The organism is Gracilibacillus sp. JCM 18860, assembly GCF_055395245.1.
This window is the reverse complement of sequence record NZ_AP043868.1, coordinates 2,790,002-2,804,748: the sequence shown is the minus strand read 5'-3', so window position 1 is coordinate 2,804,748 and position 14,747 is coordinate 2,790,002. Positions and strand designations below refer to the sequence as shown.

12 protein-coding genes are annotated in these 14,747 nt (G+C 39.7%); all 12 read right to left on the bottom strand.

Annotated elements, in window-relative coordinates; genetic code table 11:
• Positions 1 to 7: 7 nt before the first annotated feature.
• Positions 8 to 298, bottom strand: coding sequence for a 50S ribosomal protein L23 (rplW, locus tag ACZ5R4_RS14175; protein ID WP_054787924.1), 291 nt, complete (start codon positions 296 to 298; stop codon positions 8 to 10).
• The gene (rplD, locus tag ACZ5R4_RS14170) at positions 298 to 921 is read right to left on the bottom strand and encodes a 50S ribosomal protein L4 (protein WP_464367520.1); all 624 of its coding nucleotides are present in this window, start codon (positions 919 to 921) and stop codon (positions 298 to 300) included. Before rplD ends, rplW begins: the two co-directional genes overlap by 1 nt.
• Before the next feature lie 27 nt (positions 922 to 948).
• Positions 949 to 1,581, bottom strand: a complete 633-nt coding sequence (rplC, locus tag ACZ5R4_RS14165) for a 50S ribosomal protein L3 (RefSeq protein WP_054861123.1) — start codon at positions 1,579 to 1,581, stop codon at positions 949 to 951.
• A 28-nt stretch (positions 1,582 to 1,609) separates the two neighbouring features.
• Positions 1,610 to 1,918: a 30S ribosomal protein S10 gene (gene rpsJ, locus ACZ5R4_RS14160; RefSeq protein WP_109985132.1), complete on the bottom strand. Its 309-nt coding sequence runs from the start codon at positions 1,916 to 1,918 to the stop codon at positions 1,610 to 1,612.
• Positions 1,918 to 2,046 (bottom strand): hypothetical protein, encoded by a 129-nt coding sequence (locus tag ACZ5R4_RS14155; protein WP_464367519.1) that lies wholly within the window; start codon positions 2,044 to 2,046, stop codon positions 1,918 to 1,920. Before ACZ5R4_RS14155 ends, rpsJ begins: the two co-directional genes overlap by 1 nt.
• 205 nt (positions 2,047 to 2,251) lie before the next feature.
• Positions 2,252 to 3,442, bottom strand: a complete 1,191-nt coding sequence (tuf, locus tag ACZ5R4_RS14150) for an elongation factor Tu (protein WP_054787927.1) — start codon at positions 3,440 to 3,442, stop codon at positions 2,252 to 2,254.
• 130 nt (positions 3,443 to 3,572) lie between these two features.
• Entirely contained in the window at positions 3,573 to 5,651 is a 2,079-nt protein-coding gene (gene fusA, locus ACZ5R4_RS14145) for an elongation factor G (RefSeq protein WP_109985133.1), read from the bottom strand.
• Positions 5,652 to 5,749: 98 nt separating this feature from the next.
• The gene (rpsG, locus tag ACZ5R4_RS14140) at positions 5,750 to 6,220 is read right to left on the bottom strand and encodes a 30S ribosomal protein S7 (RefSeq protein WP_054787928.1); all 471 of its coding nucleotides are present in this window, start codon (positions 6,218 to 6,220) and stop codon (positions 5,750 to 5,752) included.
• 43 nt (positions 6,221 to 6,263) lie between these two features.
• Positions 6,264 to 6,677: a 30S ribosomal protein S12 gene (rpsL, locus tag ACZ5R4_RS14135; protein ID WP_109985134.1), complete on the bottom strand. Its 414-nt coding sequence runs from the start codon at positions 6,675 to 6,677 to the stop codon at positions 6,264 to 6,266.
• Positions 6,678 to 6,782: 105 nt separating this feature from the next.
• Complete coding sequence (locus ACZ5R4_RS14130) at positions 6,783 to 7,034, bottom strand: 50S ribosomal protein L7ae-like protein (protein ID WP_054861128.1); 252 nt, start codon at positions 7,032 to 7,034, stop codon at positions 6,783 to 6,785.
• A gap of 210 nt (positions 7,035 to 7,244) precedes the next feature.
• Positions 7,245 to 10,856: a DNA-directed RNA polymerase subunit beta' gene (gene rpoC, locus ACZ5R4_RS14125; protein ID WP_464367518.1), complete on the bottom strand. Its 3,612-nt coding sequence runs from the start codon at positions 10,854 to 10,856 to the stop codon at positions 7,245 to 7,247.
• A 93-nt stretch (positions 10,857 to 10,949) separates the two neighbouring features.
• The gene (rpoB, locus tag ACZ5R4_RS14120) at positions 10,950 to 14,492 is read right to left on the bottom strand and encodes a DNA-directed RNA polymerase subunit beta (RefSeq protein WP_109985136.1); all 3,543 of its coding nucleotides are present in this window, start codon (positions 14,490 to 14,492) and stop codon (positions 10,950 to 10,952) included.
• Positions 14,493 to 14,747 lie beyond the last annotated feature (255 nt).

Below are 14,747 nucleotides of genomic sequence, written 5' to 3'. Positions count from 1 at the left end.
GATTTAATTATAGAGATTCAAAGAAATCTAGTTCTTTACTATCTTCAGATAATTGAACAATCGCTCTCTTGCGGTTTGGACGGTAACCACCATATCGTCCCATTCGCTTGAATTTACCTTTACGATTTAATGTATTCACATTGACTACTTTCACACCGAAGATATCTTCTACTGCATCTTTGATTTGGGTCTTGTTTGCTTCTTTCGTAACTTCGAAAGTATATTTCTTTTCTGCCATTAAATCTGCAGAGTGTTCAGTAATGATAGGGCGCTTAATAATATCACGAGAATCCTTCATTATGCAAGCACCTCCCCTGCTTTTTCAGCTGCCTCTTTCGTTAAGATCAGCTTGTCATGCGTAAGCAAGTCTAGGACATTTACTTCACTTACAGTTACTACTTTTACATTTGGTAGGTTATTAGCTGATTTCGCTAATACGACATCTTTTTCTGCCGTGACAATTAAAGCTTTTGCATCAACATTTAAGGAAGAAAGCATTGCTACTACTTCTTTTGTTTTTGGAGCTTCAATCGTAATTCCATCTAATACAACTAAGCTATCTTCTTGTACCTTTGTAGAAAGAGCAGACTTAAGCGCTAATCTACGAACCTTCTTCGGCAATTTATAGCTATAGCTTCTAGGAGTAGGACCGAAAACTGTTCCACCGCCTACCCATTGAGGGGAGCGAATAGAACCTTGACGCGCACGTCCTGTTCCTTTTTGACGCCATGGTTTACGACCACCACCACGTACTTCAGAGCGATTTTTTACAGCATGTGTACCTTGACGAAGTGATGCACGTTGCATAAGTACTGCATCATGAAGTACATGTTTATTTGGCTCAATACCAAATACAGCATCATTGATTTCTACATCACCAACTTGAGATCCACTTTGATTAAATAGTGCTACTTTAGGCATGACATATCCTCCCTTCGATAATTATGATTAGTTAGCCTTTAACGCACTCGTAATTTTAACGAATGATTTTTTTGCACCTGGGACATTACCTTTAATTAATAGAAGATTGCGATCTGTATCAACCTTTACAACCTCTAGGTTTTGGATAGTGATTTGCTCTCCACCTGTTTGTCCTGGTAATTTTTTACCTTTAAACACACGCGCTGGGTCTGCAGCAGCACCCATTGAACCTGGTGATCTATGATAGTGAGAACCATGAGACATAGGTCCACGTTGTTGATTATGGCGCTTGATCGCACCTTGGAATCCTTTACCTTTAGAAGTACCTGTTACATCAATTTTATCTCCTGCTTCAAATACTTCTACGCTAATTTCTTGACCTAGTTCATACTCGTCAAGATTAACGCCACGGACTTCACGAATGAAGCGCTTAGGATTCGTGTTAGCTTTTTCCGCGTGTCCTTTTTCTGGTTTGTTTGTACGATTATTCTTTTGATCAGCAAAACCGATTTGGATTGCTTCATAGCCATCATTTTCCTCTGTACGCTTTTGCAGCACAACGTTTGGTTCAGCTTCGATTACTGTTACTGGAATTAATTCTCCTTCTTCTGAGAAAAGCTGAGTCATGCCGACTTTGCGACCTAAGATTCCTTTCGTCATCCGTAACACCTCCTAAAATGAATTTATATTATAGTTTAATTTCAATATCTACACCTGACGGTAAATCAAGACGCATTAATGCATCAACCGTTTTTGGTGTTGGACTAACAATATCAATTAGACGTTTATGTGTACGCATTTCAAATTGCTCACGAGAATCTTTGTATTTGTGTACCGCACGAAGAATCGTGTATACCGATTTTTCAGTCGGTAATGGAATCGGTCCAGAAACCCCTGCACCTGATCTTTTAGCCGTATCTACAATTTTATCTGCAGATTGATCTAAAATGCGGTGATCATACGCCTTTAAACGAATTCTAATTTTTTCTTTTGCCATTATTTTCCCTCCTTTTTGCCCATTTTAAAATAGACATTCTCCGCGAAAATTTCTTCGACACCCGCCATGGCAAAGGGGCCGGGTGTGCCAACAACCTTCCGCATCATCGCCTGTTTTGTGACCAACATTGTATATTATATAGAAGAATCAACGTGATTGCAACATTTTTAAGGATTTTTTTGCGATTTTATCAATTATTTTTGAAAACTTCTATTATAGCTTTCTGAATGTGGTATTGCTTGTACTTTTCATCTTCTCCTAGCCAGATTTATGTGTAACAAAACAGAAAACAGGTAGTGTGCTCACTACCTGTTTTCCTCTATCTTACATCAATTATTTAATGATCTCAGTTACGACACCAGAACCTACTGTACGTCCACCTTCACGGATAGAGAAGCGAGTTCCATCTTCAATCGCGATTGGGGAAATCAATTCTACAGTCATTTCTGTGTTATCACCAGGCATTACCATTTCTACGCCTTCTGGTAAACCAACAACGCCAGTTACATCAGTAGTACGGAAATAGAATTGTGGACGATAATTTGAGAAGAATGGAGTGTGACGTCCACCTTCGTCTTTTGATAATACATAAACTTCTGCTTTGAAGTTAGTGTGTGGAGTAATTGAACCTGGCTTAGCTAATACTTGACCACGGTTAATATCTTCACGCGCAACCCCACGAAGAAGTGCACCAATGTTGTCACCAGCTTCTGCATAATCAAGAAGCTTACGGAACATTTCTACACCAGTTACAGTTGTTTTAGAAGCTTCTTCAGCAAGACCGATGATTTCTACTTCGTCACCAACTTTTACAACACCACGCTCAACACGTCCTGTTGCAACAGTACCACGACCAGTGATAGAGAATACATCCTCTACTGGCATCATGAATGGTTTATCAGTATCACGTTCTGGACGTGGGATATACTCATCAACAGCATCCATTAATTCAAGAATTGCGTTAACATATTGTTCTTCTCCTTCAAGTGCTTGAAGTGCAGAACCTTTGATTACTGGAACATCATCACCAGGGAAGTCATATTCGCTTAATAGATCACGAACTTCCATTTCTACTAATTCAAGAAGTTCTTCGTCATCTACCATGTCACATTTGTTTAAGAATACAACGATAGCTGGTACACCTACGTTACGAGAAAGTAGGATGTGCTCACGAGTTTGTGGCATTGGACCATCTGCAGCAGATACTACAAGGATCGCACCGTCCATTTGTGCAGCACCAGTGATCATGTTTTTAACATAGTCAGCGTGACCTGGGCAGTCAACGTGTGCATAGTGACGGTTGTCAGTTTCGTATTCTACGTGAGATGTAGAAATAGTGATTCCACGCTCTTTTTCTTCTGGCGCACCATCGATTTGATCATACGCACGAGCTTCACCACTACCATATTTGTTGAAAAGAACATTTGTAATTGCTGCAGTTAAAGTTGTTTTACCATGGTCAACGTGTCCAATAGTACCAATATTAACGTGGTCTTTGGAACGGTCAAATTTTTCTTTTGCCATGTCTATTTCCTCCTTTAATTAAGTAAAAAGTTTTTTAATTTATTTACATGTATCGCAGCTTAGTAGGCGAGTTCACTCACCAAGCTAAGCCTATAATACAAGTTATACTTTAGATTGTGAAAAAAATCAATTATTGACCTGCGTTTTTCTTAATAATTTCTTCTGAAACGCTTTTCGGTACTTCTTCATAGTGATCAAAGTGCATAGTATATACACCGCGACCTTGTGTATTAGAACGGAGAGCTGTTGCATATCCAAACATTTCTGCTAATGGCACAAATGCTTTGACAACCTGTGCAGGTCCGCGTGCTTCCATTCCTTCTACTCTACCACGACGAGAAGTGACATCACCCATGATATCTCCCATATACTCTTCAGGGATAACTACCTCTACTCTCATCATTGGTTCAAGTAATACAGGGTTACATTTGTTTTTAGCAGCTTTAAGTGCCATAGATGCTGCTACTCTAAATGCTGTTTCGTTGGAATCGACATCGTGATAGCTTCCATCATATAACGTAGCTTTTACATCGATTAATGGATAACCAGCTAACACACCGTTTTCCATTGCTTCTTTCACACCAGCCTCAACGGATGGAATGTATTCACGTGGTACAACACCACCAACGATGTTATTCACAAATTCAAAGCCAGCACCTTCTTCATTCGGCTCAAACTTGATCCAAACGTGACCATATTGACCACGACCACCAGATTGGCGAACGAATTTCCCTTCGACTTCTGCAGCTGAACGGAATGTTTCACGGTAAGAAACCTGAGGTGCACCTACGTTTGCTTCTACTTTGAACTCACGCTTCATACGGTCAACGATAATATCAAGGTGAAGCTCACCCATACCTGAAATGATCGTTTGACCCGTTTCTGTATTTGTTTCCGTTTTGAAGGTAGGATCCTCTTCTGCTAGTTTACCTAGTGCTACGGACATTTTGTCTTGGTCCGCTTTTGACTTAGGTTCAATAGCTACGGAAATTACTGGCTCAGGGAATTCCATTGATTCTAGAATAACTAGGCTTTTCTCCTCACATAGAGTATCCCCAGTACTAGTATCCTTCAATCCAACGGCTCCAGCGATATCTCCAGCATATACCTCAGAAATTTCTTCACGAGAGTTAGCATGCATCTGTAAGATACGACCTACACGCTCACGCTTATCCTTCGTTGAGTTCTTTACATAAGAACCTGATTTAAGTGTTCCTGAATATACACGGAAGAAGGTTAACTTCCCAACAAATGGGTCTGTTGCAACCTTAAATGCTAAGGCAGAGAAAGGCTCTTTATCGTCCGCTTTACGCACAACTTCCTCTTCTGTCTCTGGTACATGTCCTTCAATTGGTGGGATATCTAATGGAGATGGTAAGTAATCAACTACCCCATCAATCACTAATTGTACCCCTTTGTTCTTGAAGGCAGATCCACAGAATACAGGATAGAATTCTACACTTAATGTAGCTTTACGAACAGCAGCTTTTAATTCATCATTAGAAATTTCTTCACCTTCTAAGTAACGTTCCATTAGATCTTCATCTAATTCAGCAACTGCTTCGATTAAGTTTGTACGATATTCCTCTGCTTGATCTTGCAATTCAGCAGGTATTTCTCTCGCTTCCGTACGCGTTCCTAAATCATCCTCGTAGTAATAGGCTTCCATTGTGATTAAATCAATAATACCCTCAAATTGATCTTCAGCACCAATTGGAAGCTGTACTGGATGAGCATTCGCTCCTAGGCGATCTTTTAAAGTGCCTGTTGAATAAAGGAAATCTGCACCGACTTTATCCATTTTGTTTACGAAAACAATACGAGGAACGCCATAAGTTGTTGCTTGGCGCCATACTGTTTCTGTTTGTGGTTCTACACCAGATTGGGCGTCAAGTACAGTTACTGCACCATCAAGTACACGAAGGGAACGTTCTACTTCTACTGTGAAGTCTACGTGTCCAGGTGTATCGATGATGTTAATACGATGACCCTTCCACTGAGCAGTAGTTGCTGCAGAAGTAATCGTGATTCCACGTTCTTGTTCTTGCTCCATCCAGTCCATTTGAGAAGCACCTTCGTGTGTTTCTCCAATCTTATGGATACGACCAGTATAGAATAAAATACGCTCTGTAGTTGTTGTTTTACCAGCATCAATGTGAGCCATAATACCGATATTACGTGTATTCTCCAAGGAGAACTCTCTAGGCATGAATCTTTCTCCTTCCTATCTCGAATATAGTTAATCTAATTACTTGGATAGTAGCTTCTGCGTCTTTGGAGCAGGCTATATTAAAAATTTTCGTCGTATTACCAACGATAGTGTGCAAAAGCTTTGTTTGCTTCAGCCATTTTATGCATATCTTCTCTCTTCTTAACTGATGCTCCAGTATTGTTAGATGCATCAAGGATTTCATTAGCTAAACGTTCTTCCATTGTCTTTTCTCCACGAAGACGTGAATAGTTTACAATGTAACGTAAACCTAACGCTTGACGACGTTCAGGTCTAACCTCAACTGGTACTTGGTAGTTAGATCCACCAACACGACGAGCACGCACTTCAAGTACTGGCATAACATTTTTCATCGCTTGTTCAAAAACTTCCATAGCGTTTTGACCACTACGCTCTTGAACTAATTCAAAAGCACGATAAAGAATTTTTTGCGCTTTACCTCTTTTTCCATCAACCATAATTTGGTTAATTAAACGTGTTACAAGTTTTGAATTATATAACGGATCTGGTAAGACATCACGCTTTGGTACTGGTCCTTTACGTGGCATATCTCCCCCTCCTTTCCTTTGTTATTTCAAGCTTTTAAACTTTTTATTTTTTAGGTTTTTTCGCACCATATTTAGAACGACCTTGCATACGGCCTTCTACACCTGAAGTATCAAGTGCACCACGAACGATGTGGTAACGAACACCCGGTAAGTCTTTTACACGTCCACCACGAATTAACACAACACTGTGTTCTTGTAGGTTATGACCAATTCCAGGGATATAAGCAGTTACCTCGATTTGGTTAGACAAACGAACACGAGCATATTTACGTAATGCAGAGTTTGGTTTTTTCGGTGTTAGTGTACCAACACGAGTACAAACTCCACGTTTTTGTGGGGAGTTTTGATTTGTCGCCAGTTTTTTACGGCTATTGTAGCCTCTGTTAAGTGCTGGTGAATCAGATTTTTTAGATTTAGAAACGCGTCCTTTACGTACCAATTGATTAATAGTTGGCATGTTTAGTTCCTCCTCTCTTCTTCATAATGTAATACCACACATCCAGGTGGTTCATTTTAAAGCAAAAAACAAAGCCTTCACAAACTTATACGGTTTGCCAAAACTTTATTGCTTAATTGCCACGGTTGCTGCCCCTACATCAATTCCACATGTTTTGCCTAATTTTTTCATAGAATCAACATATGCTATGGGAACATTGTAATCTTTCGCAACATGTGACACTTTGCTAGTAATATGTTGATCTGCGTCACTAGCAATGATCACTTCTTTTGCTTCACCATTTTTAATGGCTTTTATTACTTGTTTTGTTCCGATAATTTTCTCAATATTCACCTTTGCCACTTTATCATAAGACATCTATTATATCCTCCAAAGTAACAAGGATAACGGAAGCACCTTAAATATACTATCATCACCTAAATTCAATGTCAACTTTAAATTGAGCAAATTTAGTAATTTTTCCTTACTTCCGTTTTTATCCCTTGTTGTTTATCAAGTAAAAATGGAAAGATTGATGTTCGACATCTACCTGAACTAGGTACATGTCGAACGCATTCGTTAGACTGCTTAAGAAGTAATCTCACCTGTTGCTACTTCTTCTGCAAGACTTGGATCTTCTGCTAGTTTTTCCTTGATACGACGGTACTTCTGCATACCTGTACCTGCTGGAACTAGCTTACCAATGATAACATTTTCTTTGAGACCGAGTAATTCATCTCGTTTTCCTTTAATAGCGGCATCTGTTAACACCCTCGTTGTCTCTTGGAAGGAAGCCGCGGATAAGAAGGAGTCTGTCTCTAGAGATGCTTTTGTAATACCTAACAAGACAGGTCTTCCAACTGCAGGTCGACCACCACTGAATAGGGATTGTTTATTTGCATCTTTAAATTGGTGAACCTCAAGTAGAGAGCCTGGTAGTACATCTGTATCTCCAGAATCTGCCACACGGACTTTACGTAGCATTTGTCGCACCATAACCTCTACGTGTTTATCACCGATTTCTACCCCTTGCATACGATATACTTTTTGTACTTCTTTTAGCAAGTATGATTGGACTCCATCAATACCTTGAATCTTAAGCAATTCTTTCGGATCGATAGAACCTTCTGTTAAAGCCTGGCCTGCTTCCACTTCATCTCCTATGGATACTTTTAAACGAGCTCCATATGGCGCAGTGTAGGTTTTCGTTTCGATCGCACCTTGGACAACGATCTCTTGCTTGTCTTTGACCTCTGTCACATCTTTCACAATTCCGAAGATTTCAGAAATGACCGCTTGCCCCTTCGGATTTCTTGCTTCAAAGATCTCTTGGATACGAGGTAAACCTTGTGTAATATCGCTTCCTGCAACACCACCAGTGTGGAAGGTACGCATCGTTAACTGTGTACCTGGTTCACCGATTGATTGAGCAGCAATAATACCTACTGCCTCTCCCACTTCAACCTCTTCACCAGTTGCTAGGTTGCGACCATAGCATTTCTTACAAGTACCATGCTTCGTATTACATGTGAATACCGTACGGATCATTACTTCCTCAATACCTGATTCTACAATCTCTTTGGCAATATCTTCTGTAATCACTTCATTTTTTGAAATAATTAAGTCTTTTGTTTCAGGATGATAAACATTTTGGAATACTGTTCTTCCAATTAAGCGATCAATTAGTGGCTCAATCATTTCAGTACCTTCTGTTATAGCAGTTACTGTTAGGCCTCTGTCAGTACCACAATCTTCTTCACGGATAATAACATCTTGTGCTACATCGACTAGACGTCTTGTTAAATAACCAGAGTCAGCTGTCTTCAAGGCAGTATCGGCAAGACCTTTACGTGCACCGTGAGTAGAAATAAAGTACTCTAGTACGGTTAAACCTTCACGGAAGCTTGACTTGATCGGTAATTCAATAATTCGACCTGCTGGGTTGGCCATTAGACCACGCATACCTGCTAATTGAGTAAAGTTAGATGCGTTACCACGGGCTCCTGAATCACTCATCATAAAGATCGGGTTACGAGGATTCAAGGATTTCATTAATTTATCCTGAATATCATCTTTTGCTTGAGACCAGATAGAAATAACACGATCATAGCGCTCTTCATCTGTAATTAAACCTCTTCGGAATTGTTGTAAAACTTTATCCACTTTAGCTTGAGCAGCTTTTAGAATTTCTTCTTTTTCCGCTAATACGACGATATCGGCTACCCCTACCGTAATACCTGCTTTTGTAGAATAAGCGAATCCTAAATCCTTCATTCTATCTAGCATTTTAGAGGTTTCACTAATTTTAAACTTCTTAAATACTTCCGCAATAATATCTCCTAAAATCCCTTTCTTGAATGGAGGAATAATCTCTCGATTAGCAATTTCCTCTTTAATGTTTACACCTTTTTCAACAAAGTACTTATCAGGAGTTGCCTCTTCTAAGTTCTTCTGAGTTGGTTCATTCATATATGGAAATGATTCAGGTAACATATTATTGAAAATTAGTTTCCCTACTGTTGTAATCATTAACTTTTGGTTCTGCTCATCTGTAAAAGCTTCTTTGTTTAAGGTTGTTGGTTGTACGGCAATTCGTGTGTGTAAATGAACATAGCCATTTTGATAGGCGATTAATGCTTCATTGATATCCTTGAAGACCATCCCTTCACCAACGGCATTTTCCCGTTCCATTGTTAAGTAATAGTTCCCTAATACCATATCCTGAGAAGGGGTTACAACCGGTTTTCCATCCTTAGGGTTTAGAATGTTTTGAGCAGCAAGCATGAGAATACGCGCTTCTGCTTGTGCTTCTGCTGATAAAGGTACATGGACAGCCATTTGGTCACCATCAAAATCGGCGTTATACGCTGTACAAACCAATGGATGAAGACGAATAGCGCGCCCTTCTACTAGAGTTGGCTCAAATGCTTGAATACCTAATCTGTGCAAGGTAGGTGCACGGTTAAGGAGAACTGGATGTTCTTTAATGACATCTTCTAATACATCCCAAACCTCTGCATGTAATCTTTCAATTTTTCGTTTAGCTGATTTAATATTATGTGCCAAACCTCTTTCAACTAGCTCTTTCATAATAAAAGGCTTGAATAGCTCAACCGCCATTTCCTTCGGCAAACCACATTGGTACATTTTTAAATGTGGACCAACTACGATAACCGAACGTCCAGAATAGTCTACACGTTTACCAAGAAGGTTTTGACGAAAACGACCTTGCTTACCTTTTAACATATGAGACAATGATTTTAATGGTCTATTACCAGGTCCAGTAACCGGACGTCCACGACGACCATTGTCAATAAGAGCATCTACGGCCTCTTGTAGCATGCGTTTTTCGTTTTGAACAATAATGCTTGGTGCTCCTAAATCAAGCAACCTTTTCAGACGATTGTTACGGTTAATAACACGACGATATAAATCGTTTAAGTCTGAAGTAGCAAAACGTCCACCATCTAACTGTACCATTGGTCTTAATTCTGGTGGGATGATTGGTAATACATCCATGATCATCCAGCTCGGATCATTACCAGAATTACGGAATGCTTCTAGTACTTCCAAGCGTTTAATCGCACGTGTTCTTCTTTGACCTTGTGCTGATTTTAATTCTTCTCTTAAGAGATCGACTTCTTTTTCCAGGTCGATATCTTGTAGAATTTTCTTAATCGCTTCAGCACCCATCTCCGCCTTAAAAGAATTACCGTATTTATCACGATAAGCACGATATTCTTTTTCAGAGAGTAATTGTTTTTTCTCTAACGCTGTATCGCCTGCATCAATAACGATATAGGCTGCGAAATAGATCACTTCCTCTAAAGCACGAGGAGACATATCTAATACTAGCCCCATGCGACTTGGAATGCCTTTGAAATACCAGATATGAGAAACTGGTGCTGCCAATTCAATATGACCCATTCGTTCACGACGTACTTTTGCTTTCGTTACTTCCACACCACAACGATCACAAACAACACCTTTATAACGAACTCGTTTATATTTTCCACAATGACATTCCCAGTCCTTTTGTGGTCCGAAGATTCGTTCACAGAACAAACCATCTTTTTCCGGCTTTAATGTCCGATAATTAATGGTTTCTGGCTTTTTGACTTCACCATAGGACCAGGATCTAATTTTGTTCGGTGAAGCTAAGCCTATTTTCATGTATTCAAAGTTATTTACATCTAACAAGGGGTCAACCTCCCTTTTTTTATCTTTCGGTTTTTGTTAAGACAGATAGGTTCCTAACCATTGCATAGAATGGTTAGGAACACGTTGATTTCATCAGCTAGTTGTTTCTTCTATTTCTAGGTTAAAGTTGTCAGCAGAATGAGTATCGTCCTCATCCTCGTCCTTTAACTCGATTTCTTGTTCATCACCTGAAAGCATTTTGACATCCATTCCTAAGCTTTGTAATTCCTTAATTAATACTTTAAATGACTCAGGAATTCCTGGCTCAGGGACATTTTCCCCTTTTACAATTGATTCGTATGTTTTCACACGACCAACGGTATCATCAGATTTGACAGTTAGAATTTCTTGTAAGGTATATGCAGCACCATATGCTTCTAATGCCCATACCTCCATCTCACCAAAACGTTGTCCACCGAATTGTGCTTTACCACCTAGTGGTTGCTGTGTAACAAGGGAGTATGGACCTGTTGAACGCGCATGTAGCTTATCGTCAACCATGTGTGCTAGCTTGATCATGTACATAACACCAACAGAAACACGATTATCAAAAGGCTCTCCTGTGCGGCCATCATAAAGAATCGTTTTGGCATCTCTTGAGAGTCCGGCTTCTTCAATCGTTTCCCATACATCTTCTTCACGAGCCCCATCAAATACTGGTGAAGCAACATGAATGCCTAGCTGTCTAGCGGCCATACCGAGATGAAGCTCGAGTACTTGCCCGATGTTCATACGTGACGGTACCCCTAATGGGTTTAACATGATGTCAATCGGTGTTCCGTCTGGAAGGAATGGCATATCTTCTTCTGGAAGGATTTTAGAGATAACCCCTTTGTTCCCGTGACGACCAGCCATTTTATCCCCTTCATGGATTTTCCGTTTTTGAACGATATAAACACGAACTAATTGGTTTACACCTGGTGGTAATTCATCACCATCCGCACGATTAAAGATTTTTACATCTAGTACAATTCCCCCTGCACCGTGTGGAACTCTTAATGATGTATCTCTTACTTCGCGCGCCTTTTCACCAAAGATAGCATGTAATAAACGCTCCTCAGCAGATAATTCTGTCACCCCTTTAGGTGTTACCTTACCGACAAGCAAATCACCATCTTCTACTTCTGCACCTACACGTATAATTCCTCTTTCGTCAAGGTCACGTAAGGCATCTTCCCCAACATTTGGAATATCACGTGTGATTTCTTCAGGTCCTAACTTCGTATCACGCGCTTCTGACTCGTACTCTTCGATATGAATAGAAGTATACACATCGTCTTTTACAAGTCGTTCGCTCATGATGATCGCATCTTCATAGTTATAACCTTCCCATGTCATAAACCCAACTAAAACATTTTGCCCTAATGCAAGTTCGCCATCTTCCATAGAAGGTCCGTCTGCTAGGATTTCTCCTTTAGTAATACGATCACCTTTTTGAACAATTGGTCGTTGGTTATAGCATGTTCCTTGGTTAGAACGAATGAATTTTTGTAGACGATAACGGTCTAAGTCACCTTCTACTTCTTTACCATCTATTTCAGAAATGCGGCGTATGAGAATTTCTTTTGCTTCTACTCTTTCTACAATACCTTCATGCCTACAAATCACAGCAGCTCCAGAGTCTTTACCTGATACATATTCCATACCTGTTCCAACGATCGGAGCTTTTGGTTGCATTAGAGGTACTGCTTGACGCTGCATGTTCGCACCCATTAACGCACGGTTAGAGTCATCATTTTCTAAGAACGGAATACATGCTGTCGCAGCTGAAACTACTTGTTTCGGCGATACGTCCATGTAATCGATCTTTTCACGCTTGACGATCGTGTTCTCCCCGCGGAAACGAGCAATTACTTCATCATCCACGAATCTTCCTTCATCATCAAGCTCAGCATTAGCTTGTGCAACTACATAATTATCTTCTTCATCTGCAGTCAAATAGTCCATTTGATCGGTTACTTTTCCGGTTTCTGGATCAACACGACGGTATGGTGTTTCAATGAAACCAAATTTGTTCACCTTTGCATAAGAAGACAAGGAGTTGATTAGTCCAATGTTCGGTCCCTCAGGAGTCTCAATCGGACACATACGACCATAGTGTGAATAGTGAACGTCACGCACTTCAAAGCCGGCACGTTCTCTTGTTAAACCACCAGGGCCTAATGCAGATAAACGACGCTTGTGTGTTAATTCAGCTAATGGGTTCGTTTGGTCCATAAATTGTGAAAGCTGTGAACTACCAAAGAACTCCTTAATGGAGGCTATCACTGGGCGAATATTAATTAATTGCTGTGGAGTAATAGAAGAAGTGTCCTGAATAGACATTCTCTCACGTACCACACGCTCCATTCTAGATAAACCAATTCTAAATTGGTTTTGCAATAATTCCCCTACAGATCTTAGACGACGGTTACCTAAGTGGTCAATATCATCCGTATCGCCTACTTCATGTAAAATGTTGAAGAAATAACTGATAGCAGACAAAATATCACCTGGTGTAATATTTTTAATATTGCTATCTACATTGTTATTACCGATAACGGTTAGTGTTCTCTCACCTTCAGGATCTGTTGGATCGACAATCTTAATAGATTGTACATGAATTGGGTCTTCTAGGACTCCTTCGTGTGGTTCTAGAACCTTCTCACCAAAGCGGTTATCATCAGAATCTAAGATTGGTAATATCTTATCTAATAAGCGTCTATCTAATTGATCACCCTTATTAGCAATAACCTCACCAGTTTCTGTATCCACAATCGGCTCTGCTAATATTTGATTGAACAAACGATTTTTAATGTGAAGCTTTTTATTTATTTTATATCTACCAACATGTGCTAGATCATATCTTTTTGGATCAAAGAATCTAGAAACAAGGAGACTTTTGGCATTGTCGACAGTAGGTGGCTCCCCTGGTCTTAAACGCTCATAAATTTCTAGTAGCGCTTTTTCACTTGTTTCGGTATTGTCTTTTTCTAATGTATTTCTTAAGTATTCATTTTCTCCTAGTAAATCGATAATCTCTTGATCATCTCCAAAACCTAATGCTCTTAAGAGTACCGTGATTGGTAATTTTCGTGTTCGATCAATTCGAACATGTACGACATCCTTAGCATCTGTTTCAAATTCTAACCAAGCCCCTCTGTTCGGGATAACAGTAGCAGCATAGCCACGCTTTCCGTTTTTATCGACTTTGGCATTGTAATATACACTTGGTGAACGAACCAGTTGAGATACGATAACGCGTTCTGCCCCATTAATCACAAATGTACCTGTATCTGTCATCAGTGGGAAATCACCCATAAACACTTCTTGTTCCTTCACTTCACCTGTTTCGTTATTTAATAAACGAACTTTCACTCGAAGAGGTGCGTTATATGTCACATCTCTTTCCTTCGATTCATCAACAGGATATTTCGGTTCTCCGAGGCTATAATCCACAAACTCTAAGGAAAGGTTGCCCGCAAAATCCTCAATTGGAGAAATGTCCTGGAACATTTCCTTTAACCCTTCATCCAAGAACCATTGATAGGACGCTGTTTGAATCTCGATTAAATTTGGTAACTCTAATACCTCACTAATACGCGCATAACTTCTACGTTGGCGGTGTCGTCCGTATTGAACTAGTTGACCTGTCAACTGATTCACCCCTCGATCATTAATAAAAGATAGTCACCATGTTAAAATGGCCATTAGAAAAACTTGACTCAGCATTTTCGTGACACGAAAACGAAAGTCTATGTTTCACTTATACTATAGTCCCAAGAGCTTAAATAACCAACCTATAGTATAAACGAAACCACACTTACCATTTATACTTTACTAACTATAGGTTATTTGACATTTCTCTATAGATCGTATAATTTAGTAAGTGTTGCATTTCCGTTCGGGCAT

Bases quoted from the DNA above. Each gene is read 5' to 3' on its own strand.
- rplW (WP_054787924.1), bottom strand. From the start codon at position 298: ATGAAGGATTCTCGTGATATTATTAAGCGCCCTATCATTACTGAACAC.
- rplD (WP_464367520.1), bottom strand. From the start codon at position 921: ATGCCTAAAGTAGCACTATTTAATCAAAGTGGATCTCAAGTTGGTGAT.
- rplC (WP_054861123.1), bottom strand. From the start codon at position 1,581: ATGACGAAAGGAATCTTAGGTCGCAAAGTCGGCATGACTCAGCTTTTC.
- rpsJ (WP_109985132.1), bottom strand. From the start codon at position 1,918: ATGGCAAAAGAAAAAATTAGAATTCGTTTAAAGGCGTATGATCACCGC.
- ACZ5R4_RS14155 (WP_464367519.1), bottom strand. From the start codon at position 2,046: ATGTTGGTCACAAAACAGGCGATGATGCGGAAGGTTGTTGGCACACCC.
- tuf (WP_054787927.1), bottom strand. From the start codon at position 3,442: ATGGCAAAAGAAAAATTTGACCGTTCCAAAGACCACGTTAATATTGGT.
- fusA (WP_109985133.1), bottom strand. From the start codon at position 5,651: ATGCCTAGAGAGTTCTCCTTGGAGAATACACGTAATATCGGTATTATG.
- rpsG (WP_054787928.1), bottom strand. From the start codon at position 6,220: ATGCCACGTAAAGGACCAGTACCAAAGCGTGATGTCTTACCAGATCCG.
- rpsL (WP_109985134.1), bottom strand. From the start codon at position 6,677: ATGCCAACTATTAATCAATTGGTACGTAAAGGACGCGTTTCTAAATCT.
- ACZ5R4_RS14130 (WP_054861128.1), bottom strand. From the start codon at position 7,034: ATGTCTTATGATAAAGTGGCAAAGGTGAATATTGAGAAAATTATCGGA.